Genomic DNA, 24,134 nt, shown 5'->3' on the forward strand with positions numbered 1-24,134 from the left:
GATGAAGCTGGCGCTGGAGGAGCGGGGGGTGACGGCATGAACACGTTCCAACGGGGGCCCAGCTCGCGGCGGTGGCGGGCGGCCCAGCTCGCGGCGGTGGCGGGCGGCCCAGCTCGCGGCGGTGGCGGGCGGCCCGGCTCGCGGCGGTGGCGGGCGGGCGGTGGCGGAGAGCAGCGGCTCGGGCGGCGGCGACAGGCTGACCGGGTGGCGGCGGTGGCGGGCGGTGGAGGGCCGCCGCTGTGGGTGGCGGCTGAAAACCGTGGGTGCAGCCGGAAAACGGTTGTCCGCGGTGGGGTGCCACGCCGAGCATGGCCCGTCGTGACTGACGACGTCCCCGTGTCCGCGGCCCGCTCCCGCCTGGGCGCCCTGCTGCCCGACCTGGCTCCCTGGAAGGTCTCCCGTGATTTCCGGCGGCTGTGGGTGGCCGGGCTGATCACCAACTTCGGCAGCTTCCTCACCTTCGTCGCGCTGCCCGTGCAGATGAAGGAACTGACGGGTTCGGCGGCGGCCGTGGGCGCCATCGGGGCCGTGGAACTCGTCCCGCTGATCGTGTTCGGGCTGTACGGCGGGGCGCTCGCCGACGCGCTGGACAAGCGCAGGCTCATCCTGTGGACGGAGGCCGGGCAGGGTCTGTGCTGTGCGGTGCTGCTGGTCAACGCGCTGGCGCCGGAGCCGGGGGTGTGGCCGCTGTACGTGGTCGCCGCGTTCACCTCCGCGCTGACCTCCGTGCAGCGGCCGGCGCTGGACGCACTCGTGCCGCGCATCGTCCCGCACGAACACCTGCCGGCCGCCGCCGCCCTGAACTCCGTGCGCTGGACGGTCGGCGGGGTGGCGGGCCCGGCGGTGGCGGGGCTCGTCGTCGCGTACGCGGGCGTCGGCTGGGCGTACGCAGCGGACGTGGTGACCTTCGCGGTGTCCGTCGTGCTGTGCCTGGGGCTGGCCTCGTCGCCCGCCTCCAACGAGGCCGCGAAGCCGTCGCTGAAGGCGATCGCGGAGGGCGCGCGCTATGCGTGGGGCCGCAAGGAGCTGCTGGGCACGTACGTGGTGGACCTGGCGGCGATGTTCCTCGCGATGCCGCTGGCCGTGCTGCCGTTCCTGGCGGACGACCTGGACGCGGAGTGGTCGCTGGGGCTGATGTACGCGGCCGTCCCGGCGGGGTCGCTGCTGGTCAGCGTCACCAGTGGCTGGACGTCACGGGTGCACCGGCACGGGCGTGCGGTGGTGTGCGCGGCGGCGGCGTGGGGGGTCGCCATGGCGGGTGCGGGGCTGACCGGCAATGTGTGGCTGGTGCTGCTCTGCCTGGTGCTGGCGGGCTGCTGCGACATGGTCAGCGGGATCTTCCGCGCGGCGATGTGGAACCAGACGATCCCGGACGAGTTGCGGGGGCGTCTGGCCGGCATCGAGCTGTTGTCGTACTCGGTCGGGCCGCAGCTGGGTCAGGTGCGGGCGGGTTCCATGGCGGCGTGGCTGGGTGTGCGGGCTTCGGTGTGGGGTGGGGGTGTGCTGTGCGTGGGGGCGGTGGGCGTGCTGGCGCTGTGCCTGCCGAAGCTGATGGCCTACGACGTGCGGACGGACGCGCACGCGCGGGCCGTGCGAGAGGCTCGGGAGGGCAGCTCCCCCGAGCTCCCGAGCGCGCTGGAGCAGGGGGGCTCCCCCATGAGTGGCTGAGCTGGGCGGCTCAGGCCTCGTCCTCACGCGCGGCCGCATCGCTCCACCGCGGGTCGGTCTCCCACTCCACGTTGCGTTCGCGGGCGATCTCCATCGCGTGGTTGGCCTCCTCACGGGAGGCGTACGGGCCCATCCGGTCCTTCCCGGGGCATTCCGGGCCCTCCTCGACCTTCTTGTGTTCGAGGCAGTAGTACCATTCACCCGGTTTGCCCGCCGCCCGCTTCTTGAACAGGGCCATGACCCGCTCCTTTCGACAGGGAGAGAGTCCCCCACCCGTGCTGGATACACTCGCTGACATGTCTGGCCAGTCGCTGCTCGTACCCGGAGAGCTCTCTCCCACCCGTTCCGTTCCCGGAAACATCCGCCGCCCCGAGTACGTGGGCCGGCCGGCGCCGACACCGTACTCGGGCCCGGAGGTCCAGACCCCGGAGACCGTGGAGGCGATGCGCGTCGCGGGCAGGATCGCCGCGCGGGCGATGGCCGAGGCGGCGAAGCTGATCGCGCCCGGGGTGACCACGGACGAGCTGGACCGGGTGGCCCACGAGTACATGTGCGACCACGGCGCCTACCCGTCGACACTGGGCTACCGCGGCTTCCCCAAATCGCTGTGCACCTCGCTCAACGAGGTCATCTGCCACGGCATCCCCGACTCCACGGTGCTGCGCGACGGCGACATCATCAACCTCGACGTCACCGCGTACATCGGCGGGGTGCACGGCGACAACAACGCGACCTACCTCGTGGGCGAGGCGGACGAGGAGTCGCGGCTGCTGGTCGAGCGGACCCGGGAGTCCCTGAACCGCGCGATCAAGGCGGTCAAGCCCGGCCGCCAGATCAATGTGATCGGCCGGGTCATCGAGTCGTACGCCAAGCGCTTCGGCTACGGCGTGGTGCGGGACTTCACCGGGCACGGGATCAACACGTCGTTCCACTCCGGCCTGATCATCCCGCACTACGACAACCCGCACGCCACCACCGTGATGCAGCCGGGGATGACCTTCACGATCGAGCCGATGCTGACGCTGGGGACGCACGAGTACGACATGTGGGACGACGGGTGGACCGTCGTCACCAAGGACCGGAAGCGCACGGCCCAGTTCGAGCACACGCTCGTGGTGACGGAGACCGGCGCGGAGATCCTGACCCTGCCGTAGTCGTACGGCCACCGAGCCTGCCCCCGCGGAGGGGCGGGCTTTGTCGTGCGCGCTTCGATGGGGGCGCGCCCATGTGGACCCGCCCCGGATTCGGGATGTGGACCCGCCCCGGATCCTGGGTACCTTTTTGCCGACGGGTTGTCGGGAAACTCATTGACTTAGGTAAGCCTAACCATAGAAGATCTGGGTGACTCCCGTCTCCCGTCGGCACCGGAGGTCCACCATGAACCCGTCGAGCACGCCACCTCCCCCGTTCTCCACGGTCATCCGCACCGCGTCCCACGAGCAGCATGTCGAGGCGGAGACATCGACGTTCATGAGCGACCTGCTCGGCGGCCGGCTCGGGGTGGAGGCGTACACGCGTTACACCGAGCAACTCTGGTTCGTGTACGAGGCGCTGGAGGAGGCGGCGCCGGAGCTCGCCGACGACCCGGTCGCGGGCCCCTTCGTCCGGCCCGAGTTGCTGCGGCGCGACGCGCTGGAGCGGGACCTCACCCATCTGCGGGGCGCCGGGTGGCGCGACACGGTCGCCGCGCTCCCGGCGACCGAGGCGTATGCGGAGCGGGTGAGGGAGTGCGCCCGGACCTGGCCCGGCGGATACGTCGCCCACCACTACACGCGCTACCTCGGAGACCTCTCCGGCGGGCAGATCATCCGGGACAAGGCGGAGAAGACCTGGGGGTTCGCCCGCAAGGGTGATGGGGTCAGGTTCTACGTGTTCGAGGGGATCACCAACCCGGCCGCCTTCAAGCGGGGTTACCGGGAGTGGCTGGACGCGATCCCCGCGGACGAGCTGGAGAAGCAGCGCATCGTCGGCGAGTGCAGGTCGGCCTTCGCCTTCAACACCGAGGTCTTCCGCGCGCTGGGCGACGAGTTCCCGCTGTCGGCGTGAGGACCGTGAGAACGCTCAGCGCTCCAGGAAGACCCGTCCGCCGACCTCCACCCAGCCCTCGGGCTGCGGCGCCGTGAGGATCTGTGAACCCGTGCCCTGGACGATGTTGAGGGCTCGGCCCAGCTGGGCGGTGAGCAACAGTGCCGCCGCGCCCGTGGCCTCGTCCTCGTCGATCCCGTCGTCGCGGCCGGGGAAGGCACGGGCCCGGACGCGCCCGGCCGCCTCGTCCTCCCACGCCCAGGCATAGATCCAGTCCCCTTTCGCCGGCACGGGGAGAGCGTCCACCTCGGCGGCCGACGCGTACTGGCGCAGGGTGCGCGGCGGGACCCACTCCGGGCGGGCCTCGATCCAGCTGAACTCGCCGTCGAGGCGGGCGCCGACCACCCCGGCGGGGGTGACCAGCTCGGGGACGTCGAGCAGCCAGGCGACGCCCACACAGGGGTACCCGGCGAAGGGAAGACGGAGTGTCGGGGTGTAGATGTCGATGACCCCGCGCTCCGGATCGTCGACGAACACGGTCTCGCTGAAGCCGAGCTTCGCCGCGAAGGCCTGGCGGTCCTCATAGCCGGGGATCACCGAGCCGTCGCGTACGACACCGAGCTCGTTGCCGTATCCCCCACGGGGCCCGCAGAAGACACGCAGCACGTCATAGCTAGTCACCCGGGCATTGAAGCATCACCCGTGCGCGGCGGTCTCACCGTGGGCCCAAACCTCTCAGCTAGGGACGGGCGGGGCGCAGGGGGCGACACACCCCATAACGGCCAGGAGCCAGAAAGGTCAGGACCAAGTGACCACCGGTGAGCAGGAGTTGGACGAGCCCGTTGCGGGCGAGGGCCGGAGACCGGGTTAGCCGGCTCTCGTCCCCGCCGCGGCGCGGCACACCCTGGCTCCTCACCGCCGCCATGACCGCCGCCATCCTTGTGCTCACCCTCTCCTCCGCCGCCCTCGGCGCCTACCAGATCTCCCTCGGGGAGGTCGGGGACTCCGTGCTGCACCGGACCGGGCTCGCCGGGGACGCGCTCGACCGGGTGGGCGAGTCGGTGTTGTGAGGTGGATCAGACGGAGGCCCGTGCCGCCGGTTCGCCCGGAACCCGGTGACCAACTCGTCGAAGCGAGGGGCCTGCACGTCCGGCTGAGCGACCACACCGCCCTCGCCGATGTGGACCTCGACGTCCGGGCCGGCGAGGTGCTCGCGCTCGTCGGCCCCAACGTGGCGGGGGTAGTCCACCCTGTTGAGCGCGGTCGCCGCCGATCTCCCGGCCGCCGAGGGTGTCGTACGGATCCACGGCCGGCCCGCGCACGCCTGGTCCGTGCCCGAACTGGCCCTGCGGCGGGCCGTGTTGCCGCAGTCCGCCGCGCGGTCCTTCCCGTTCACCGTCGAGGAGGTGGTACGGATGGGGCGCGCCCTGGGCCGGGACGGTGCGGGAGGACGAGGACGACCGTGCGGTCGCCGAGGCCATGGCGGCGACGGAGGTGACGCCGTACGCGACCCGGGCCTTCGCCGCGCTGAGCGGCGGCGAGCGGGCCCGGGTCGCGCTCTCCCGGGTGCTGGCCCAGCACGCCCCCCTCTTGCTGCTCGACGAGCCGACCGCCGCGCTGGACCTGCGACACCAGGAACTCGTACTGCGGCTGTGCCGGGAAAGGGCGCATGCCGGGGACGCGATGGTCGTGGCGTTGCACGATCTGGGGCTCGCGGCGGCCCATGCGCACCGGGTCGCGATCCTGTGCGCCGGACGTGTCACCGCCGACGGCCCGCCCGCGGAGGTCTTCACGAGTGCATTGCTCAGCGACGTCTACCGGCAGCCGGTCGAGGTGTTTCCGCACCCGAGGACCGGAGCCGTCCTGATCACTCCGGTTCGGGGGTCTTGACCGGCACTTGACCGGTTGATGGGCACCGTTTTGAGCCACCGTGATCGAGTCGTGTCTGCCCGTCGTTCGTGCACTTTTTATGAGAGCTGAATCACTGTACGAGCGGGTATCGGTGAGGCAAGCCTCGGATAAGTTAGGGCAGCCTCACCAATCCCGGTGTGGGCAGTCGCGCGCTGTTTGTCCGCCTGATTTGGAGCCCGAAATGCGTTCCGCCAGACTCCCCTTCGCCACCGTCGCCGCCACCGCGGCGGCTCTGACTGTCGTCACCGGGTGCACGGAGAAGAGCTCGGCCGAGGGCGCCGACAACATCATCCAGGTCACCGCGACTGACTCGAAATGCGAGGTCTCCAAGAAGGAGGTCCCGGCCGGGCACATCGAGTTGGCGGTCGAGAACAAGGGCGCCAAGGTCACCGAGGTCTATCTGCTCTTCCCGGACGACCGGATCGTCGCCGAGCGCGAGAACATCGGTCCCGGCACCAAGCAGACCGTCACCGCCGAGGTGAAGGCCGGCGACTACCGGATCGCCTGCAAGCCGGGCATGAAGGGCGACGGCATACGCCAGGACGTCACCGCCACCGGCACCGGCAAGGTCGCCAAGCGCGATCCGCGTCTCGACACGGCCGTCGCCGCCTACCGCAAGTACGCACAGGCGCAGGCCGACGAGACGATTCCGCTGGTCAAGGTGTTCACGGACGCCGTCAAGGCCGGTGACCTGGAGGCCGCGAAGAAGGCCTACGCGCCCTCGCGCATCGGCTGGGAGCGCACCGAGCCGGTCGCCGAGTCCTTCGGCGACATCGACCCCAAGGTCGACGTCCGAGAGGACGGGCTGGAGGAGGGCCAGGACCCGGCCACCGACTGGACCGGCTGGCACCGCCTGGAGAAGGCGCTCTGGCAGGACAAGAAGCTCGGTGACCGGGAGAAGGAACTCGCCGACCTGCTGGTGAAGGACCTGAGCGACTGGCAGAACCGGGTCGGCAAGGCCGAGATCACCCCGACCTCGATGGCCAACGGCGCCAAGGAACTCCTCGACGAGGTCGCCACCGGCAAGGTCACCGGCGAGGAGGAACGTTACTCCCACACCGACCTGGTCGACTTCAAGGCCAACGTCGAGGGCGCGCAGAAGTCGTACGAGCTGCTGAAGCCGGTCGCCCAGGAGAACGACGCGGCCCTGGTGACGGAGCTCGACAAGCAGTTCGCGGCGCTGAACACGCTGCTCGACAAGTACCGCACGGACAAGACCTCCTACGACTTCACCTCCTACGACAAGGTCGGCAAGGCCGACCGCAAGGAGCTCTCGGACGCGGTGAACGCGCTCGCGGAGCCGCTGTCCAAGCTCGCCGCGGCCGTCGTCTCCCAGTAGTCCGGCCTGGCTCGGCGCAGTTGAGAAGTGATCGAGGGACCGCCATGACGGACACCACCACCGAGACCGAGACCACCGACAACGCGGACAACACCGGCAACACCGCAGGCGGCACCACCCGTGCCCCGTCCCGGCGTTCGCTGATCGGCTGGGGCGGCGCCGGCCTCGCGCTGGGCGCCGCCGCGGCCGGGGGCGCCGTGGCGGTGGCGCGCACCGGGGACGACGAACGGCCGGCGGCCGCGGCGGCGGGCGCCGCGGTCGCCTTCCATGGCGTGCACCAGGCGGGCATCGCGACACCGGTGCAGGACCGGCTGCACTTCGCCGCGTTCGACGTGAAGACCACCGACCGCGCCGAGTTCGTCCAGCTGCTGAAGGACTGGACTGCGGCGGCGCGGCGGATGACCGCGGGACGCGCCGTCGGCGAGGGGGCCTACGGCGGCCTCCCCGAGGCTCCGCCGGACGACACCGGTGAGGCCCTCGGCCTCAAACCGTCCCGGCTGACCCTGACGATCGGCTTCGGCCCGTCCCTGTTCGAGAAGTTCGGCCTCGCGGACCGGCGGCCCGAGGCCCTCGTCGATCTGCCGAAATTCGCGGGCGACAACCTGGACCGCAACCGCAGCGGCGGCGACCTGTGCGTACAGGCGTGCGCGGACGACCCGCAGGTCGCGGTGCACGCCATCCGCAACCTCGCCCGGATCGGCTTCGGCAAGGTCGTCATCCGCTGGTCCCAGCTCGGCTTCGGCAAGACGTCGTCGACGACTCCCGAGGCGCAGACCCCGCGCAACCTGATGGGGTTCAAGGACGGCACCCGCAACATCGCGGGCACGGAGACGGCGCGGCTGAAGAAGTTCGTGTGGGTGGGCGAGCAGGACGGCCCCGCGTGGATGACCGGCGGCTCGTACCTCGTGGCCCGCCGCATCCGGATGAACATCGAGACCTGGGACCGGACCTCGCTGCAGGAGCAGGAGGACATCTTCGGCCGGGACAAGGGCGAGGGCGCACCTGTCGGGAAGGCCAAGGAGCGCGACGAGCCGTTTCTGAAGGCGATGAAACCGGACGCGCACGTACGGCTGGCACACCCGGACACCAACGGCGGGGCGACCATCCTGCGCCGCGGCTACAGCTTCACCGACGGCGACGACGGGCTCGGCCGGCTGGACGCTGGCCTGTTCTTCCTCGCCTACCAGCGCGACGTGCGCAAAGGCTTCATCCCGGTGCAGCGGAGCCTGGCCACGGACGCCCTCAACGAGTACATCCAGCACGTGGGTTCGGCGATCTTCGCGATCCCGCCGGGCGTCCGGGACGCGGACGACTGGTGGGGCCGGGCGCTGTTCTCCGAGGAGGCGTAGCCCGTGTTCAGCAACTATCTGATCGGTCTGCGGGAGGGACTGGAAGCCTCTCTCGTCGTCTGCATCCTCATCGCCTACCTGGTGAAGACCGGGCGGCGGGACGCGCTGAAGCCCATCTGGGCCGGCATCGCGGTCGCCGTCGCCATCGCCCTCGGCTTCGGCTCCGTGCTCGAATTCGGCTCGCAGCAGCTGACGTTCAAGGCGCAGGAGGCGCTCGGCGGCTCGCTGTCGATCCTCGCGGTGGTGCTGGTGACCTGGATGGTCTTCTGGATGCGGCGCACCGCCCGGCATCTGAGGTCCGAACTGCACGGCAAGCTGGACGAGGCGCTCAGGATGGGCACGGGTGCGCTGGTCGCCACCGCGTTCCTCGCGGTGGGCCGGGAGGGCCTGGAGACCGCGCTGTTCGTGTGGGCGTCGGTGCACGCGGCGAGTGACGGCACCCCGCGCCCGCTGATCGGGGTCGCGCTCGGCCTGGCCACCGCGGTCATCCTCGGCTGGCTCTTCTACCGAGGCGCGCTGCGGATCGACCTCGCCCGGTTCTTCACCTGGACCGGCGGCATGCTGGTCGTGGTGGCGGCGGGTGTCCTCGCGTACGGCTTCCACGATCTGCAGGAGGCCGACCTGGTGCCCGGTCTGACGGACAAGGCCTTCGACATCACGGGTACGATCCCGCCGGACAGCTGGTACGGGACGCTGCTGAAGGGTGTGTTCAACTTCCAGCCCGATCCCACCGTGGTCCAAGTCGTGGTGTGGGCGCTGTACTTGATCCCGACGCTCGCGCTGTTCCTCGCCCCGGTAGGGTTCGCCTCCGGGAAGGGGAAGGTGAAGGCACCTGATGAGCGCGGATCGCAGCCCTCGGAGGCTTCGCAGGCTTCGGAGACTTCGCAGGCGTAAGGACGTACCGTCGGCGCGGCTGGTACGCGCGACGGCGGCGGTGGGTGTGCTCGTGCTGACGGCGAGCGGATGCGTCACCGTGCACGGCGAGCGGGAGGTGGTGCCCACGGCCACCAAGTCGGAGGCGGCGCGGGCCCTCTCGGACTTCACCGCCGCGTACAACGACGCGGACGAGGCCTTCGATCCGGCGCTGGACGCGGACCGGGTCACCGGGGCACTCGGGGCGATCAACCAGGCCGGGCTGAAGGCCCAGCGGGCGAGCAGCCCCACGGGCAACCCGAACCACGTGCCGCTGAAGCTGTCCGACACGAGGTTCGTCATCCCCAAGAAGGCGGGCTGGCCGCGCTGGTTCCTCACGGACTCGGACGCCAACCGAGGCAACGGCTCGGACCGTTGGCTGCTCGTCTTCACCCGGGCGACACCCGACGACGTGTGGGCGGTGGCGTATCTGACGGTCGTGCCGCCCGACCAGGTGCCGGCCCTGAAGACCGACAAGGACGGCTACGCCGAGGCGGTTTCCGCGAACTCCGACGAAGTGGCCGTGCGGCCCGCGGACCTGAGTCAGAACTACGCGAACTACCTGCAGCAGGGCGGCGAGGTCTTCGCGCCCGGACCGCACACCTCCGACTGGCGGACCCAGCGCGAGAAGAGCGCCAGCCTGCCCGGCAAGTCCACCCAGTACGTCGACCAGCCCCTCACCTCGGACACGTACGCCCCGCTCGCCCTGCGCACCGCGGACGGCGGCGCGCTGGTCTTCTTCGCCACCCGCCACTTCGAGAAGCAGACCGCGGCGCAGGGGCTGAACCTGAACGTGGACGCGAACGTCCGGGCGTTGATGACGGGCGAAGCGAAGAGTTCGATCACCCTGGAGCGGGTGTCCAACCAGGCGGTCCTGGACCCGGCGAAGTCGGCTGCGGATCGGCAGGTGCGGTTTCTGAGCAGGATTCAGGGGTTGACGGGGGCGCGGGGCGAGTGAGCCGTGGGGCCGTGGGTGGGGGGGAGCCCCAGAACGGGCCCCGGCAGCCCTCCGCCCGGCCCGGCGTTCGAGTTCCGCCGCGACCGGGGTGGTTCAGCCCCGCAGGGGCCAGCCGGCCGCGGCGTGGTCGGACTCCTGCCCGGCATACCGTGCGCACGCGTCCGTGAGTGCCTCGAGCAGGGTCAGCGGGTCGGGCAGCGGTTGCTCGGGGCCCCGGCCCTCCACCCAGTCGACGGTCAGGTCGCCGGGGAGGCGGGCCGGCGGGACCAGGACGTAGGAGCCGCGGCAGTGCCACCGCAGACCGGGGTGTTCGTCCATCGTCTCGGGGTGGCAGTCCAGTTCACAGGGCCACCACTCGTCCTCGTCCTCGGGCGTGCCCCGGGTGAGGGTGAAGAAGAGCATCCGGCCGTCACCGGTGACGGCAACGGGACCCACCTCGACGCCCTCGGACAGCAACCGGTCCAGCGCCTGCTGCCCGGCCGCGCGCGGTACGTCCAGCACGTCGTGCGTCATCCCCGTCGCGGTGATGAAGTTGGCGCCCGGCTGGTGCCGCGCCCAGCGCTCGACCTGTGACGGGTCGCTCGTCGACTGCGTCTGCCAGGCGTGGGAGACGGGGTGCCGCGCGGGAGTGGGACAGCCGACTCGGTCGCAGGAGCAGCGGTATCCGGCGGGGTGCGCGGCCGGCGCGAGCGGCAGTCCCGCCGCCGCGGCGGCGAGCAGCAGTGTCTCCCTGTCGTCGTCGCCGGATGCCTCCGGCTTGGGGCGACGACCGCGCAACCACTGGGAGATCCTGCCCCGCCCGCCGAACTCTGCGCCCATCTATCCCCTCACCTCACCGTGATTCCGTCCATGGTGCCACCATCCTGCGCCCCCTATGACCACAGTTCCTCCGCGGGGTACCCAGGGTCACACCGCTCATGGCGGACCTTGTGGGATTTTGCCGGAATTATGCTCGGGAACCGGGCTAGGGCCCTTACCGGGCTAGGGCCCTTCTGATGGATCTCCGTGGGAGAAGGAGCGGCGTTCGATGCGTGATCTGGGGGTCCCCTGCTCGAAGAGCTTGGGGGAGTGCCGGGCGGAAGCCCTCGATGGGGGGTCCCCCCGCTCGAGCGAAGCCGAGAGTGGGGGAGGAGCTACTAGGGCTTTTGTCCGGTGCGGTGAGTGGGGGTCCCCCCTGCTCGAAGAACTTGGGGGAGCGTGCCGGCCGTCGTGACGTCGCAGAGATCCATCAGAAGGGCCCGGTGAGAAAGCGCTCAGCGCGGGGCGAGGCCAAGGAGGGCGTAGTCGACGAGGGTGTCGGTGTACTCGTACGAGATGGGGCCCGTGTGCTGCAGCCAGCGCTGGGCGAGCGGGGAGACGAACAGTTCCAGGGCGATGCGGGGGTCGACCTCGGGTCGTACGGCGCCGGCCTGCTGTGCCGAACGCAGCCGCTTGACGTAGAGCTGGAGCTGGGGTTCGAGAAGCCGGCTCACGAACACCCGGCCGAGCTGTTCGTTGACCAGGCCCTCGGCGGTCAGGGCCCGTGCCGGCACCTCGAACCTGGGGTCCCGCAGTTCGTCGACGGTGGCCCGCAGCACCATCTTGAGGTCGGCGGCCAGGTCACCGGTGTCGGGGATCTCGTACACCGGCACCTCATCGGGTGCCGGTGACTGCTCGGCACCCTCCGGGGCCACCTGGGCGCTCAGGTCCATGAACGCCTCCAGCAGGACGTCCGCCTTCGAGGGCCACCAGCGGTAGATCGTCTGTTTGCCGACCCCGGCCCGTGCGGCGATGGCCTCGATGGTGGTCTTCGGATAGCCGACCTCTCCGACGAGGCCCAACGCGGCCTCGTAGATCGCCCTGCGCGACTTCTCGCTGCGCCGGCTGGAGTCGGGCCTCCTGGACGGCTTGCGGTCGGCGGGGCCCTGGTCGGTGCGGTCCCGGTCGGTGTGGTCCCGGTCGGTGTGGTCCCGGTCGGTGTGGTCCCGGTCGGTGGTGTTCTGCGCCATGGGGCGAATCTAACAGCGCTGACAAGACGATACGTCTCGCGGTGTCACCGTCCGTCCCTCGCTTTGAGCGCCACGGGGATGCGGTCCAGGACCGGGTACGGAACCAGTCCGTAGTGGTAGAAGTCCACGGCGTCGGCCCCACCGGGGCCCGTGGCCGCCGCGGTCTTCTCCGCCAGGTGCTCGGCCGACGACGTGTCGGGGGCGCCCGGGCGCAGGACCGCGCGCAGGGCACAGCCGTCCGGCAGCGCGGCCCGGTAGGCGGCGGTGTCGGCCGCGACCCGGTCCGGGTCCTGGGCGTAGGCGAGGATTCCGAACCCGGGGACGACGGCACCGATCGCCGCCGGGTCGACGCCGATCCGCCAGGCCTCCTCGACGGCGGGCGCCCCGGTGGGCCGCCCGTCCGCGTAGCCCTTCACCGCGCCGGTCAGATCGAGGAAGACCAGCCGCGAGCCTTCGTCCGCGACGGCGTCGGCGACCGTCGCGGCGAGCGAGGTGACGGTGTCCGGGCGGGTGCGTACGTACGCTGCGACCGGTTCGGGGAGGTCCCCGAGGCCCGCCGCACCGGGCCGGGGGTCCGCGCCGTCGAGCACACGGCCGACGGTCCGCGCGGCCTCGGCGCGGGCGGCCACGGAGTCCGCCCCGGCGGACTCGGCGCGCTCCGTGCAGTGCGGGCAGAAGCACAGGCCCAGCAGGAACTCCTCCACCGGGCCGAGCGGCACGAAACTGCGTTCGTGGTGGTAGCCGTGGCCGAAGGTGCCGTAGTGCAGGGACTCGGCGACCACCGCGTCCACGCCCTGCCGGGCCACCGAGCGGGCCAGCGCGACGGCGTAGGCCCGTACGTCGGGGTGGGCGGGGCACAGATCGGCCGGGGCGGCCCGGTCCCCGAAGCAGTTCTCCTGGGTGACGTCGGGCTGGGCCAGGCCCAGGGTGGTGTTGTGCAGGAACACGGTCCAGCCGTGCAGTGCCGCGCCCCGCTCCGCCGTACTCCGGCGCAGCGACCGCAGCGGCTCGTCCTCGGCGCCCGGACGCACCGGCGGAACAAGCCGCAGGCCGTCGAACAGGTCGGCCGGCGGGAGGAGGTGGACGCCGTCCCCGCGCAGGGTGACCCGTGCCGGGCCGTGCGGGGTGACGTCACGGGCGCGGTGGTAGGCGGCTGCGACGGTGAGCGTGTCGCAGCCGTACGTTCCGAGGATCCGGTCGAGCACCTCTTCGGTGCCCTCCGCCCGCAGGTCCTCGACGAACGTGTACACGGACGAGCTCTGCACGGGTTTCAGCCCTTCTCGGTCAGGCGGTCGAGCGGTCAGGCGGTCGAGCGGCCTCAGTGCCCGACGTCCCGGACCCGCGAGGAGCCGAGGACGTGGGAGATCTCCAGCCCGGTGCGCACCACCATCGGCCCGACCTCGCGGACCCGGGCGGGCGTCATCCGGGTGGTGAGCCCGGAGACGCTGAGCGCGCCGACCGCCGCGTCGGTGTGGTCGAAGACGGGCGCCGCGACGCACCGCACCTCCGGTTCGTTCTCCCGGTCGTCGATGGCGTAGCCCTGCCGCCGCACCCGGTCGAGTTCGATGCGCAGCCGTTCCGCGTCGGTGACCGTGTGCTGGGTGACCGGTGGCATTCCGGCGGCCACCACGACCCGGAACGCGTCCTCCCCCAGCCAGGCGAGGATGGCCTTGCCGACGGCGGTGCGGTAGGCGGGGACCCGGCTGCCGACCCGGGAGGCCATACGGACGTTGGTCTCGTTCTCGACCTTGTCGATGTAGACGACGTCCGGCGGCTCGTACACCACCAGGTGGCAGGTCTCCCCCACCGCGTGCTGGAGCAGCCGCAGCGGTTCGGCGGCGACGGTCCGCAGGTCGAGCGAGGAGAGGTAGGCCTGACCGAGCCGCAGGGTGCCGTGGCCGAGCCGGAACCAGCCGGTCTCGCGGTCACGGACCAGCAGGTCGGCCTCCATGAGCGGGGTGGCGAGCCGGAGCACCGTGCTCTTGTTGAGGCCGAGTTCGTCCGCGATCCGGGTCAGCGACATGCCGCGGCCGGTGCCGGCGTGGTCGCGGATGTACTCGAGGACGGTGAGGGCGCGGCGCAGCGACGAGGACTGGTTGCGGCGGGCCGCGGGTGCGGTCATCGAAAGCTCCTTGCTGCGGATTACCCCACTTCGGGCTGCTTTGGCAGGTTCTTGGCCACTGGGTCGGCGACAACCAGGTCGGCCGGTCCACCGCCGGGCCGACGGCAAGTCAGGTGTCGAGCTCGAGTAAGACCACCGGGCGGCACACCGCCCCCTCGCCGTTGATTCGGGGTGGCTGTGGGCTGCGAAGCGGAAACAGCGGCCTGTGAGGGCCGATTGCCTTGCTTCGAGCCGTCAGGGAGAGGTCACGTCGTGCTCCTCGGCAGTAGTCCGCGGGCGATGGTGTCGTGGGCGGCGGTCAGGTGCCGCCCGGCCCGGGCGAGTGAGACCTCGTGGTGGCCGGGGAAGAGCGCGTCGACATCGAGCGCCGCCAGCCGCGTCAGACTGGCCGCGTACTCGGGCACTCGGCAGTCGTGCAGATTCTGCAACGAGATCCGGCCCCCGGTGAAGAGGCAGTCCCCGGAGAAGAGTGCCTGGTAGTCGGGAGTGCGCAGGTGGTAGCAGAGGTGACCGTCGGCGTGCCCCGGGGTGGCTATGGCCCGGACGACGACATCGCCGCCGAGGTCGATCTCCTCGCCGTCGGCGATGGGCCGCACCCGGGGGCACGGCGGGAAGGCGTACTCGGCCGGGTAGACCCCGGCGGCCCTGCCCTTGTCCACGCTGAGGCCCCGCTCGTCCCCCTCGGCGATCCAGCGGACGGCCTCGGCGCCCGCCAGCACGCGCAGTCCCGGCAGGTGTTCGGCGAGGGCGGCGGCCCCGCCCGCGTGGTCGGCGTGGCCATGGGTGAGGAGGAGGTGGTCCGGCGCGGTGGCCGGCTCCGACTCCGCTTCGGCTGCTCGCAGGATGGTGTGCGCGGACCGGCCGGCGCCGGCGTCGACCAGCACACTGCGGCGGCTGCCCCGTACCAGGTAGACATGGCAGTCCAGCGGGTCGGTGAGGTCGAACCCGGCGGCTCCGCTGGCGAGCAGGGTGACGTGGTCGGTCAGGCGCATCGCTCCCCCATCCCGCGTACCGTCGCCACCACGACCCGCGCGGCCAGCTCCACCTCGGCCAGGGACACCGACTCGGCCGCGGAGTGGGCGTCCGTCACCGAGCCGGGGCCGAAGACCACCGACGGGATGCCGGCGCGGGCCAGTTTGCTGGCGTCGGTGCCGAAGGGCATGCCCTGGACGGCGGACGGGCGGCCGTGGGCGGTGAGCGCCCCGCGCAGGGCGGCGACGACGGCGGCGTCGGGCGGCGTGTCCAGGGCCCAGTCGACGGTGAACGGGGGATCCGTCTCGGCGTCCAGCGCGGCCAGTTCGGCACGGTCGGCCTTCCACACGGCCTCCGGGTCCTCCCCCGGCAGTGTGCGGCGGTCGACGTCGATCTCGCAGGTGCCGGGAATGGTGTTGGGTCCGGTGCCGCCCCGGACGCGGGTGACCGAGCGGGTGGCCGGGCCCAGCAGCGGATGCGGTGGGACGGCCGGGGGCGGGGCCGCGAGGTGGGCGATGACCGGGGCCATCAGCGTCACGGCGTTGACGGCTTCGTCGGGGCGGGAACTGTGCCCGGCGCGGCCCGTGGTGCGCACGGTGTAGCGGACGACGCCCTTGTGCGCCACGGCCGGGACCAGCCCGGTGGGTTCGCCGACGATGGCACCGACGACGGTGCGGCCGGCCAGGGCGCCGGTCCGGTCGACCACGGGTCCGGGGCGGCCGGGGAGAGCGCCCGTACGGTCCCCCAGGGGTCCGGGGCGGCCGGGGAGAGCGCCCGTACGGTCCCCCAGGGGTCCGGGGCGGCCGGGGAGAGCGCCGGTGCGGTCCGCGAGGGTATCCAGCAGGTGCAGGACGCCCCGGTAGTCGTGCTCCTCGTCGCAGACGCCGGCGAGCAGCACCGTGTGCGACAGCGGCTCGCCGCGGGCGAGTTCGGCGGTGGCCAGCAGGAACGCGGCGAGCGGTCCCTTGGCGTCGCAGGCGCCCCGCCCGTACAGCCGGCCGCCGTGGACCGCCCCCTCGTACGGGCCGACGGTCATGCCGTCCGTCTCGACGGTGTCGAGGTGGGACTCCAGCAGCAGCGCCGGTGCCGACAGGTCCCGGCCGGGGACGACGGCGACGACGTTGCACCGCCCGGGCAGCACCTCGTGCAGCTCGGCGTGTACGCCGCGGTCCGCCAGCCAGTCGCGTACGTACTCGGCGACCGCCGTCTCGCCCCCGTCGCCCGCGCCGCCGCGGGGATTGACGCTGGGGATGCGGACGAGATCGCGTACCAGATCCCGTACCAGGTCCGCCGTGTCCGGGGCCGTCACGTCCGGCGCTCCCTCGCGTACACCAGCAGCAGGCCGATGATCAGGACGCCGAGGATGACCTGGCGTACGCCCTCGGACAGGTTCCACGACGTCAGCAGCGCGGTGAGCAGGGTGAGCAGCAGGGCTCCGCCGACCGTGCCGAGGAGGTGACCGCGGCCGCCGAGGATGGAGGTGCCGCCGAGGACCACCGAGGCGATGGACAGGAGCTGGTACGGGTTGCCCATGGTGAGCGAGCTGGTGCCGGTGAAGCCGAGCAACACCAGTCCGGACACCCCCGCGAGCAGCGCGCAGGACACGTATGCGGTGAACGCGGTCGCGGCGAGCGGCACTCCGGAGGCGCGGGCGGCGCTCTCGCCGGCGCCGAGGGCGAAGGCGTACCGGCCGGTGCGGGACAGGTGCAGCAGCCACCAGGCGGCGGCCGTGACCACCAGCCAGAGCACGAACGACCACGGCACCCCCAGCAGACGGCCGTTGGCGGCCGTGTCCAGCAGCGGGACCTTGGCAGAGCTGGGTGAGCCGTCGGTGTAGACGAGCAGGGCGCCGGCGAGGACCGTGCCGGTGGCGAGCGTCATCACCATCGGGGGGACGCGCAGCCACACCACTCCGGCCGCGTTCACCGCCCCGACGAGCGCGCTGAGCAGCAGTGCCGCCGTGATGGCGGTCGCGCCGCCGCCTGTTCCGGAGGCCACCTTGGCGCAGACGACCGCCGAGAGCGCCACCACGCCCGACACCGACAGGTCGATGCCGCTCATCATGACGACCAGGGTCTGGCCGACGGCGACGATGCCCAGGAAGGACGCCGTCTGCACCAGATAGCGGAAGTTGGAGACGCTGTCGAAGCCGTCGGCGAACAGGATCGCCGCCAGCCAGGTGACCGCGAGCACGCCGAACGCCCAGGCGGGCCGGCTGCCGCGCAGGGCGGCCAGTGCTTCGGTGCGCTGCCTGGCCGCGCGGCCCGTCGCCGGGCGCGTCGTGCTCGTCGCGGCGTCCGTCGTCGCGTGCGCCGTCGTGTCCGTCGTCGTTTCCGTCGTGCCGGTCATACGGTCGCCTCCCTCGTGAGGTAGGTCTTCAGGGCGAGCGCGACGACGAGGATCACGCCCTGCATGATGAGCTGGTAGAAGGGCGAGATCCCGGTGAACAGCAGCAGGTTGGTGAGCAGACCGATCACCAGCGCGCCCAGGACCGTGCCACGCATCCGGCCGACGCCGCCGAAGAAGCTGATGCCGCCGAGGACGGAGGCGGCGATGGAGTTGAGCGTGTACGGCACGCCGATCGTGGGGTCCGCCGATCCGGTCTGGATCGCCAGCCCGATCCCGGCGAGCCCGGCGAACGCGCCCGCGAGACCGTATCCGGCGATCTTCACCCCGCGGGTGTGCAAACCGCTGGCGTAGGCGCCGTGTTCGTTGCCGCCGACGGCGTACAGGGCGAGCCCGTGCCGGGTGGTGCGCAGCAGCTTCCAGACGGCGAGGACTCCGGCGATGGCGACGGCCGGCAGGGCCACCCCGTTCCAGCCGTTGTTGTACGCGGTCACCAGCCCGCCCGGCACATGGCCCCCGGGCTGCGGCAGCACCACGAGCGTGACGCCGCCCCACAGGAACGACGCGGCCAGTGTCACCACGATCGGGGGCAGCCCGGCGTAGGCGACCAGGGTCCCGTTGACGGCTCCGGCCGCGACGGCGACGCACAGGGCGAGCACCATCGCCGTCACCACACCGCCCGCGCCCTGTGCCTCGTAGATGGCGAACACGGCCATGGACAGCCCGAGCACCGCCCCCAGGGACAGGTCGATGCCGCCGAGGAGCATCACGGTCGTCTGCCCGGCTGCGGCCAGGATCAGCGGCAGGAACTGGGCGGAGAGGATGGTGATGGAGGCGGGGGTGAGCAGGCTGGAGTCGTAGTGCTGGTAGGCGACCAGCAGGACGAGGAGGAGGGCGAGCAGCCCGAGGAGGTCGGTGTTGCCGCGGGCGGCGACCGTGAGCTTCTCACGCATGGGCGACACTCCCGGAGGGGTCGGGACGGTCGGTCTCGTCGATGGCTGGTTCTTGGCCAGGGTTCACGACCGGAACCGCCACGCTGGTGGCCGTCTCGACGGGAGCCGCGACGCTGGTGGCCGTCTCCACGGGAGCCGCCACGCTGGGGGGCGCCTCGGCCGGAGCCGTCTCGGCGGGAGTCGTGATGACGGGGGTCTCGGCGTGATTCGTCATGACGGGGGTCTCGGCGTGATTCGTCATGCCGGCGGTCTCGGCGGGGGTCTCGACGGGAACTGCCTCGGCCGAAGCCGTCACAACGGGAGCCGTCTCGGCGGGAGCCGTCTCGGCGGGAGCCGTCTCGGCGGGAGCCGTCTCGGCGGGAGCCGTCTCGGCGGGAGCCGTCTCGGCGGGAGCCGTCTCCGTCGGAGCCGTTTCGGTGGGGGCGGCGGTTTCCGGGCCGGGCGTCGTGGGCCCGGCGGCCGGCTCGCGGATCCCCGTGGCCGTGCCCATCACCGATGCCCGGACCAGGCGTTCCTCCGTCAGGGCCGGGCCCATGAGGCGGTCGACGACCGTGCCCTCGTACAGGACCGCGACCTCGTCGCAGAGGCCGACCAGTTCCATGGTGTCTCCGGAGGTGACCAGGACCGCCAGGCCGTCGTCGGCGAGGCGGCGCAGAAGGTGGTAGATCTCGCGCTTGGTGCCGATGTCGATGCCCCGGGTGGGTTCGGCGAGCAGCAGGACGCGGGGCTCGGTCGGCAGCCACTTGGCGAGGGCCACCTTCTGCTGGTTGCCGCCGGACAGCCGGCGGGCCTCCTGCGCCGGGGAGGACGCCTTGATGCGCAGCCGGTCGATGAGTTCGGCGACCAGCCGTGCCTCCGCGGTGCGGGAGACGGTGGTGAGGCGGTTCGCCGGGGCGAGGGTGCGCAGACTGGGCAGGGCGAGGTTGTGGCGCACGCTGCGGGCGGTGTGCACGCCCTCGGTCTTGCGGTCCTCGGGGACGTAGGCGATGCGGTGCCGGATCGCGTCGCGGGGCGAGGAGAGCCGGACGGGGCGCCCGTCGAGGGTCGACCGGCCGGTGTGCCGGGCCAGTCCGAACAGGGCCCGCAGCACCTCGCGCTGGCCCTGTCCCTGGAGTCCGCCGAGGCCGAGGATGCGGCCGGGCGCGAGGTCCAGGTCGACACCGGAGCAGGCGCCGGGGACGGTCAGGCCCCGTACCGAGAGCACGGGTTCGACCGGGCCGACGGGCCCGTCCCGCTTCACGTCCCCCTCCCCCGCCTCGTCCCCGTCCCCGTCCCCGGAGGCCTTCTCCGGGAAGAGGTCCGACAGTTCGCGGCCCACCATCAGGCGCACGATGTCGTCGTGGTCCGTCCGGTCCCGTTCCCGGGTCGCCATCACCGCCCCGTCCTTCAGGACGGTCAACCGGTCGCTCACCGCGAAGAGTTCGGCCATGCGGTGACTGACGAAGATCACCGAGCCGCCCTGGTCGCGCAGTTCCCGGACCACCCGGAAGACGGCGCCCACCTGGTCCTCGTCGAGCGCGGACGTGGCCTCGTCGAGGATGAGCAGCCGCGGCTCCCCCGCCAGGGCCTTCGCCAGCTCCACCAACTGCTGGCGGCCGAGCGGGAGTCGCCCGGCCCGGGTGCGCGGGTCGACGTCGAGGCCGACCCGCTCGAGCAGGGGCCGGGCCCGCGCCGCGAGGTCGCGGGCCCGCACCAGGCCGCGGCGGCTGGGCCAGGCGCCGAGGAAGACGTTCTCCGCGACGCTCTGGTGCGGATTGAGGCTCAGCTCCTGCTGGACCGAGCCGATCCCGGCGGCCCGGGCGCGGTGCGGCGACCACGCCCGGACCGGGGCGCCGTCGTAGACGACGCGCCCGGAGTCGGGTGCGAGGAGTCCGGTGACGAGGGAGAGGACGGTGGACTTGCCGGCCCCGTTCTCCCCGACGAGCGCGAGTACCTCCCCGCGCTCGACCTCGAAACTCACCTCCGTGAGCACCCGGTTGCCCGCGAACGACTTCGACACCTGTTCCACGCTCAGCAGCGGCGCCATGGTCACCTGCTCACCCGTGTACTCGTCCGTGTGATCGTCAGTGCGCTCGTCCCGGCTCACTTGCCGATGAGCTTGTCGATCTCGGACTGCGGCAGGTCGTTGATCGGGTACGAGTCGTCCGGCTGGTCCGTCTTCACGAACTCCGAGAGGTTGTCGTCGGTGATCTCGGGCAGCGGGACGGTGATGTCCTGCGGCACCGACACGCCCTCCTCCTTCGCGACGGCCGCCTCCATGGCGATCACGGCGAGGTAGTTGGGCTGGGCGGTGGCGATCGAGGAGAAGCCGTCCTTCTTCTTGGACTCCCACATCTTCAGGAAGCCGTTGTAGTTCTCACCGGTGATGGGGACGAGCTTCTTGTCCTGCTTGATCAGCGTCTGCAGCGCGGCGGCCGACAGCGCGCCGCCCTGCGAGAAGACGCCGTCGATGTCGGAGTTGGCGGAGTACGCGGAGGCGAACGCCTGGGCGGCCGGGGCGAGGTTGTACTCGCTGTGCACATTGCTGACGATCTTGATGTCCGGGTACTTCTTGAAGACCTCCTCGGCACCGGCCCAGCGGTCCTCGCTGACGGCCACGCCCGCGGGGCCGTTCATCGCGATGATGCTGCCCTTGCCGTCCAGCTTCTTGGCCAGCCACTCGGCCATCATCGAGCCCCAGGCCTTCTGGTCCGTGCCGACCCGGATGACCTTGGTGCTGGTCGGCAGGGAGTCGAAGGCGACGACGGTGATGCCCGCGGCGACGGCCTGTTCGAGGGCCGGGTTGAGGGCCGTGGAGGAGCCCGCGTCGACGAGGATGACGTCGTACTTCTGCTGGATCATGGCGCGGATCTGCGAGATCTGCTGCGAGGTGTCGCCGTTGGCGTTGAAGGTCTTGAACGAGGACACCTTGCCCGCCGACTTCAGCTTGTCGACGTCGGCCTCGAGCATCTTCAGGGTCTGCTGCATCCACGACGGGGTCAGGTAGATGGTGGACCAGCCGACCTTGAGGTCCTTGGCCTGCGCGGGCGACGCGCTCTTGTCGCCACCGCTGCTCGCGGTACCGCTGCCGCTGTCGGACTCGACGTTGCACGCGGCGAGGCCCGCCAGCGTGCACACCGAGGCCGCCATGGCCACCACACCACGTACGAAACGTGCGTTCATCGAAGCTCCTCAGATCCCTCGGGAGGTGCCCGGGCCAGGCACGGAGCCCGGGTGACAGGTGAGTTGGGGAGGGTGAGTCGGGGAGGGGGCTTTCGCCGGGCCCGCGCCCCGGAACATCGCTGTTCCGGGTGGTGGGGGACGCGTCGCCCGGTGAGGACCGGTCCTGTTGAGAGGGGAACGTAGGAGGTCGGCGCGGCCGCGCACCACGTCTGCAACACAGAATTTCGCATTGCACAACATGCCCGCTCGGAGGGCTGCTCGGAGGGCTGCTCGAGGCCGGTGCCCGGGGGTGCGTGCTGCTGCCGCTTGACCGAGCGCAGGCGCGCATGGGCGAGTGTGCGTGAGCGCGCATGGGTGAGTGTGCGTGAGTGCCGGTGCCGGCGGCGAGGCGGGGGGCGGGCGGACGGTTTCGGCGTTCAGAGCGCGGGGTGAGGAGATCCAAGGAACCGGCGTTGGGAAACGCCGCTCACAGCGACGATGACAGCGGAAGGAAGCGGCGAGCCGGGCCCGACCCGCCGGACTCGCTCAGCGCGCCGGCTCACCGGGCGGGCGGCGAGGTGCTCAACCCCGGGCTCGCCAGGGCGCACGGAGGCCCCGTTCAGCACACCTCCCCAGTCACCTCCGGCACGAGCGGCAGCACACTAGCCCCGGCAGGCACCGTTTGCCCGTCAAGGAGCGGCGTCATGGGGGTCCCCCTGCTCATGGGGGTCCCCCCGCTCGAGCGCAGCCGAGAGTGGGGGAGAAGTCGAGAGCTTGAGGGAGCGTGCTCTGGGGGTGCCCCCTGCTCGAAGAGCTTGGGGGAGCGTGCCGGGCGTCGCGACGGGGCGAACGGTGCCTGCCGGGGCACTAGGCTGAAGCCGCTGACCAGCCCTGGGGTGCTGGCCATTCGGGAGGGGTTTCGGCGATGCCGCTGAGCAGCGGAGGAGCGGGTTCCATCGGGTCCATAGGCGGCTACGCGCTCGTCGACCGGCTCGGCAGTGGCGGCATGGGTGTCGTGTACTTGGGCCACTCGGCATCGGGACGTCAGGTCGCGGTCAAGGTCGTGCACGCGCAGTACGCGCAGGACGAGGAGTTCCGGGCAACCCCCACCCGTAAGACCTCTCTGTGTCCTGGCAGCGGACTCACTCCCGCTCGGTCTCCAGGAACGGTGCCGTTGCTTGTGCAGGGGCGTCCAGCCAGTCGTCGATGAGTGTGAGCGCAGCCTTCGCCGCGGCGGGCGGGGCGCCCGAGAACTCGATCGACGTGCGGGCTATCGCGGCGAGTTGGGGGTCGGTCAGAGCGAAGGCCGCGCGGGCCGATTCGTACTCCTCCAGGAGGCCGGGACCGAACAGAAGGGGGTCGTCGGCGTTGAGCGTGCACCGGACGCCGGCTTGCAGCAGCAGCGGGAGGGGGTGAACAGCCAGCGATGTCACGACGCCGAGGGCGACGTTGGAGGTGGGGCAGACGTCCAGGACTACGCCTTCCGCGGCCAGGCGGGCGACGAGAGCCAGGTCCTCGACCGCCCGTACGCCGTGGGCGATCCGTCGCGCGCCGAGCACGTCGAGCGCGGCGCGCACGCTGGCCGGGCCGGCGAGTTCCCCCGCGTGCGGAGCGGAGATCAGCCCGGCGTCACGGGCGATGGCGAACGCCTCGGCGAAGGGCTCGGGCGGATATTGGGCCTCGTCTCCGGCCAGACCGAAGGCGACCACCCCGTTGCCTGCCCGCCTGGCTGCGAGGCGGGCGACCTCGACAGCCTCCGAAGGGTCCGCGTTACGCCGGGCGAACAGCAGGACGCCGAAGCCGATGCCCAGACGTGCAGCGGTACGACGACCCTCGTCGACCACCGCGTCCAGCACATCGAGCGCGGCGTCCGGATCATCCTCGTAGGTCAGGGGGTTCACATGCGGCTCGATCCATACGGCTCCGTCCGCGGCGGCGTCCTCGACCACTTCGCGCACCAGCCGCAGAAGGTTTTCCCGCGGTCCGCAGCGCACCACTCGCGCAGCGGCGCGATACATGGGCGTGAAGTCCTCGAACGACGTGAAGCCGCCCCGGTCCGGCGGTTGTCCGCCCTGCGCGGCCGTCAGTTCCGCGAATGTGGTGGGGCGCATCGCGCCTTCAAGGTGCAGATGCAGGTGGGCCTTCGGCAGACGGACAAGGCTGCGCATGAGGCATCACTCTAGGACCACCCCGACGGTCGTTCGGAGCCGCACCGATCGTCGATGGCGCGCGCCGGGACCGTCCGTGGCGCCGGGGTCGCCGCCCCAAGCTCTCGACTCTGTCTCGATCGGACCACCGTCCGTACCCCTCACCGCGACCGATGGGACGTGGCTTGGTCCAGTCCCCCATCGAACGACGTCCCGCATCCGATCACCTTGGTTGGTCACCCTCCACCCGGCGTGACAGCCGGTCCACCAACCTGCCTGAAATCGGCACAAACAGCCGAGACG

The 24,134-nt window shown here is 71.6% G+C and carries 21 protein-coding genes and 1 pseudogene; 9 read left to right on the top strand and 13 right to left on the bottom strand.

The window, feature by feature from the left end; all coding sequences use genetic code 11:
* Positions 1–318 precede the first annotated feature (318 nt).
* Positions 319–1,668, top strand: a complete 1,350-nt coding sequence (locus tag EF387_RS39480; RefSeq protein ID WP_162467290.1) for an MFS transporter — start codon at positions 319–321, stop codon at positions 1,666–1,668.
* Between the two features lie 10 nt (positions 1,669–1,678).
* Here EF387_RS39480 and EF387_RS39485 read toward each other — a convergent pair whose 3' ends face one another.
* Positions 1,679–1,906 (bottom strand): hypothetical protein, encoded by a 228-nt coding sequence (locus EF387_RS39485; RefSeq protein ID WP_128381440.1) that lies wholly within the window; start codon positions 1,904–1,906, stop codon positions 1,679–1,681.
* A gap of 58 nt (positions 1,907–1,964) precedes the next feature.
* On the opposite strand from EF387_RS39485, the gene map reads away from it, so the two are divergent.
* Together map and EF387_RS39495 are read left to right on the top strand one after the other, a co-directional pair.
* A complete protein-coding gene (gene map / locus EF387_RS39490) occupies positions 1,965–2,822 on the top strand; it encodes a type I methionyl aminopeptidase (protein ID WP_128381441.1) in 858 nt (285 codons plus the stop codon).
* Between the two features lie 223 nt (positions 2,823–3,045).
* Positions 3,046–3,714 carry a biliverdin-producing heme oxygenase gene (locus EF387_RS39495; protein ID WP_128381442.1) on the top strand — a complete coding sequence of 223 codons (669 nt, stop codon included), beginning with the start codon at positions 3,046–3,048 and terminating at the stop codon, positions 3,712–3,714.
* A gap of 15 nt (positions 3,715–3,729) precedes the next feature.
* Here EF387_RS39495 and EF387_RS39500 read toward each other — a convergent pair whose 3' ends face one another.
* The gene (locus EF387_RS39500; protein WP_128381443.1) at positions 3,730–4,374 is read right to left on the bottom strand and encodes a PhzF family phenazine biosynthesis protein; all 645 of its coding nucleotides are present in this window, start codon (positions 4,372–4,374) and stop codon (positions 3,730–3,732) included.
* Between the two features lie 242 nt (positions 4,375–4,616).
* On the opposite strand from EF387_RS39500, the gene EF387_RS50225 reads away from it, so the two are divergent.
* From EF387_RS50225 to EF387_RS39525, 6 genes and pseudogenes are all read left to right on the top strand, one after another.
* Positions 4,617–4,763, top strand: a complete 147-nt coding sequence (locus EF387_RS50225) for a hypothetical protein (protein WP_155589814.1) — start codon at positions 4,617–4,619, stop codon at positions 4,761–4,763.
* Positions 4,760–5,583 (top strand): annotated as a pseudogene (locus tag EF387_RS39505) (heme ABC transporter ATP-binding protein). Before EF387_RS50225 ends, EF387_RS39505 begins: the two are co-directional and overlap by 4 nt.
* Before the next feature lie 202 nt (positions 5,584–5,785).
* A complete protein-coding gene (gene efeO, locus EF387_RS39510; protein WP_128381444.1) occupies positions 5,786–6,943 on the top strand; it encodes an iron uptake system protein EfeO in 1,158 nt (385 codons plus the stop codon).
* 44 nt (positions 6,944–6,987) lie between these two features.
* On the top strand, positions 6,988–8,292 hold the full coding sequence (gene efeB, locus EF387_RS39515; protein WP_128381445.1) for an iron uptake transporter deferrochelatase/peroxidase subunit: 1,305 nt from the start codon (positions 6,988–6,990) through the stop codon (positions 8,290–8,292).
* Positions 8,293–8,295: 3 nt separating this feature from the next.
* Complete coding sequence (efeU, locus tag EF387_RS39520) at positions 8,296–9,186, top strand: iron uptake transporter permease EfeU (RefSeq protein WP_128381446.1); 891 nt, start codon at positions 8,296–8,298, stop codon at positions 9,184–9,186.
* The gene (locus tag EF387_RS39525) at positions 9,128–10,162 is read left to right on the top strand and encodes an SCO2278 family lipoprotein (protein WP_128381447.1); all 1,035 of its coding nucleotides are present in this window, start codon (positions 9,128–9,130) and stop codon (positions 10,160–10,162) included. Before efeU ends, EF387_RS39525 begins: the two co-directional genes overlap by 59 nt.
* Positions 10,163–10,255: 93 nt before the next feature.
* Here the strand turns inward: EF387_RS39525 and EF387_RS39530 are convergent, their stop codons facing one another.
* The 11 genes from EF387_RS39530 to add form a co-directional block, all read right to left on the bottom strand.
* Positions 10,256–10,981, bottom strand: a complete 726-nt coding sequence (locus tag EF387_RS39530; protein ID WP_128381448.1) for a bifunctional DNA primase/polymerase — start codon at positions 10,979–10,981, stop codon at positions 10,256–10,258.
* Between the two features lie 434 nt (positions 10,982–11,415).
* Complete coding sequence (locus EF387_RS39535) at positions 11,416–12,150, bottom strand: TetR/AcrR family transcriptional regulator (protein WP_128381449.1); 735 nt, start codon at positions 12,148–12,150, stop codon at positions 11,416–11,418.
* Positions 12,151–12,194: 44 nt separating this feature from the next.
* The gene (locus EF387_RS39540) at positions 12,195–13,415 is read right to left on the bottom strand and encodes a hypothetical protein (protein WP_128381450.1); all 1,221 of its coding nucleotides are present in this window, start codon (positions 13,413–13,415) and stop codon (positions 12,195–12,197) included.
* A gap of 53 nt (positions 13,416–13,468) precedes the next feature.
* Positions 13,469–14,272, bottom strand: coding sequence for an IclR family transcriptional regulator (locus EF387_RS39545; RefSeq protein WP_128381451.1), 804 nt, complete (start codon positions 14,270–14,272; stop codon positions 13,469–13,471).
* 245 nt (positions 14,273–14,517) lie between these two features.
* Complete coding sequence (locus EF387_RS39550) at positions 14,518–15,264, bottom strand: MBL fold metallo-hydrolase (RefSeq protein ID WP_128381452.1); 747 nt, start codon at positions 15,262–15,264, stop codon at positions 14,518–14,520.
* Positions 15,255–16,553: a M20/M25/M40 family metallo-hydrolase gene (locus EF387_RS39555; RefSeq protein ID WP_128381453.1), complete on the bottom strand. Its 1,299-nt coding sequence runs from the start codon at positions 16,551–16,553 to the stop codon at positions 15,255–15,257. Before EF387_RS39555 ends, EF387_RS39550 begins: the two co-directional genes overlap by 10 nt.
* Positions 16,550–17,593: an ABC transporter permease gene (locus EF387_RS39560; protein ID WP_128381454.1), complete on the bottom strand. Its 1,044-nt coding sequence runs from the start codon at positions 17,591–17,593 to the stop codon at positions 16,550–16,552. The genes EF387_RS39555 and EF387_RS39560 overlap by 4 nt, the downstream gene beginning before the upstream one ends.
* A complete protein-coding gene (locus EF387_RS39565) occupies positions 17,590–18,543 on the bottom strand; it encodes an ABC transporter permease (RefSeq protein ID WP_128381455.1) in 954 nt (317 codons plus the stop codon). The genes EF387_RS39560 and EF387_RS39565 overlap by 4 nt, the downstream gene beginning before the upstream one ends.
* On the bottom strand, positions 18,536–20,629 hold the full coding sequence (locus EF387_RS39570) for a sugar ABC transporter ATP-binding protein (protein WP_128381456.1): 2,094 nt from the start codon (positions 20,627–20,629) through the stop codon (positions 18,536–18,538). The genes EF387_RS39565 and EF387_RS39570 overlap by 8 nt, the downstream gene beginning before the upstream one ends.
* A complete protein-coding gene (locus EF387_RS39575; protein ID WP_128381457.1) occupies positions 20,626–21,705 on the bottom strand; it encodes an ABC transporter substrate-binding protein in 1,080 nt (359 codons plus the stop codon). Before EF387_RS39575 ends, EF387_RS39570 begins: the two co-directional genes overlap by 4 nt.
* Before the next feature lie 1,121 nt (positions 21,706–22,826).
* Positions 22,827–23,852 carry an adenosine deaminase gene (add, locus tag EF387_RS39585; protein ID WP_128381459.1) on the bottom strand — a complete coding sequence of 342 codons (1,026 nt, stop codon included), beginning with the start codon at positions 23,850–23,852 and terminating at the stop codon, positions 22,827–22,829.
* Positions 23,853–24,134: the final 282 nt, after the last annotated feature.

The sequence above is a fragment of the Streptomyces cavernae genome, assembly GCF_004023625.1.
GTDB classification, from domain to species: domain Bacteria; phylum Actinomycetota; class Actinomycetes; order Streptomycetales; family Streptomycetaceae; genus Streptomyces; species Streptomyces cavernae.

Bases quoted from the DNA above. Each gene is read 5' to 3' on its own strand.
- efeO (WP_128381444.1), top strand. From the start codon at position 5,786: ATGCGTTCCGCCAGACTCCCCTTCGCCACCGTCGCCGCCACCGCGGCG.
- add (WP_128381459.1), bottom strand. From the start codon at position 23,852: ATGCGCAGCCTTGTCCGTCTGCCGAAGGCCCACCTGCATCTGCACCTT.
- EF387_RS39525 (WP_128381447.1), top strand. From the start codon at position 9,128: ATGAGCGCGGATCGCAGCCCTCGGAGGCTTCGCAGGCTTCGGAGACTT.
- efeB (WP_128381445.1), top strand. From the start codon at position 6,988: ATGACGGACACCACCACCGAGACCGAGACCACCGACAACGCGGACAAC.
- EF387_RS39575 (WP_128381457.1), bottom strand. From the start codon at position 21,705: ATGAACGCACGTTTCGTACGTGGTGTGGTGGCCATGGCGGCCTCGGTG.
- map (WP_128381441.1), top strand. From the start codon at position 1,965: ATGTCTGGCCAGTCGCTGCTCGTACCCGGAGAGCTCTCTCCCACCCGT.
- EF387_RS39560 (WP_128381454.1), bottom strand. From the start codon at position 17,593: ATGACCGGCACGACGGAAACGACGACGGACACGACGGCGCACGCGACG.
- EF387_RS50225 (WP_155589814.1), top strand. From the start codon at position 4,617: ATGACCGCCGCCATCCTTGTGCTCACCCTCTCCTCCGCCGCCCTCGGC.
- EF387_RS39565 (WP_128381455.1), bottom strand. From the start codon at position 18,543: ATGCGTGAGAAGCTCACGGTCGCCGCCCGCGGCAACACCGACCTCCTC.
- EF387_RS39530 (WP_128381448.1), bottom strand. From the start codon at position 10,981: ATGGGCGCAGAGTTCGGCGGGCGGGGCAGGATCTCCCAGTGGTTGCGC.
- EF387_RS39535 (WP_128381449.1), bottom strand. From the start codon at position 12,150: ATGGCGCAGAACACCACCGACCGGGACCACACCGACCGGGACCACACC.
- EF387_RS39545 (WP_128381451.1), bottom strand. From the start codon at position 14,272: ATGACCGCACCCGCGGCCCGCCGCAACCAGTCCTCGTCGCTGCGCCGC.
- EF387_RS39495 (WP_128381442.1), top strand. From the start codon at position 3,046: ATGAACCCGTCGAGCACGCCACCTCCCCCGTTCTCCACGGTCATCCGC.
- EF387_RS39485 (WP_128381440.1), bottom strand. From the start codon at position 1,906: ATGGCCCTGTTCAAGAAGCGGGCGGCGGGCAAACCGGGTGAATGGTAC.
- EF387_RS39550 (WP_128381452.1), bottom strand. From the start codon at position 15,264: ATGCGCCTGACCGACCACGTCACCCTGCTCGCCAGCGGAGCCGCCGGG.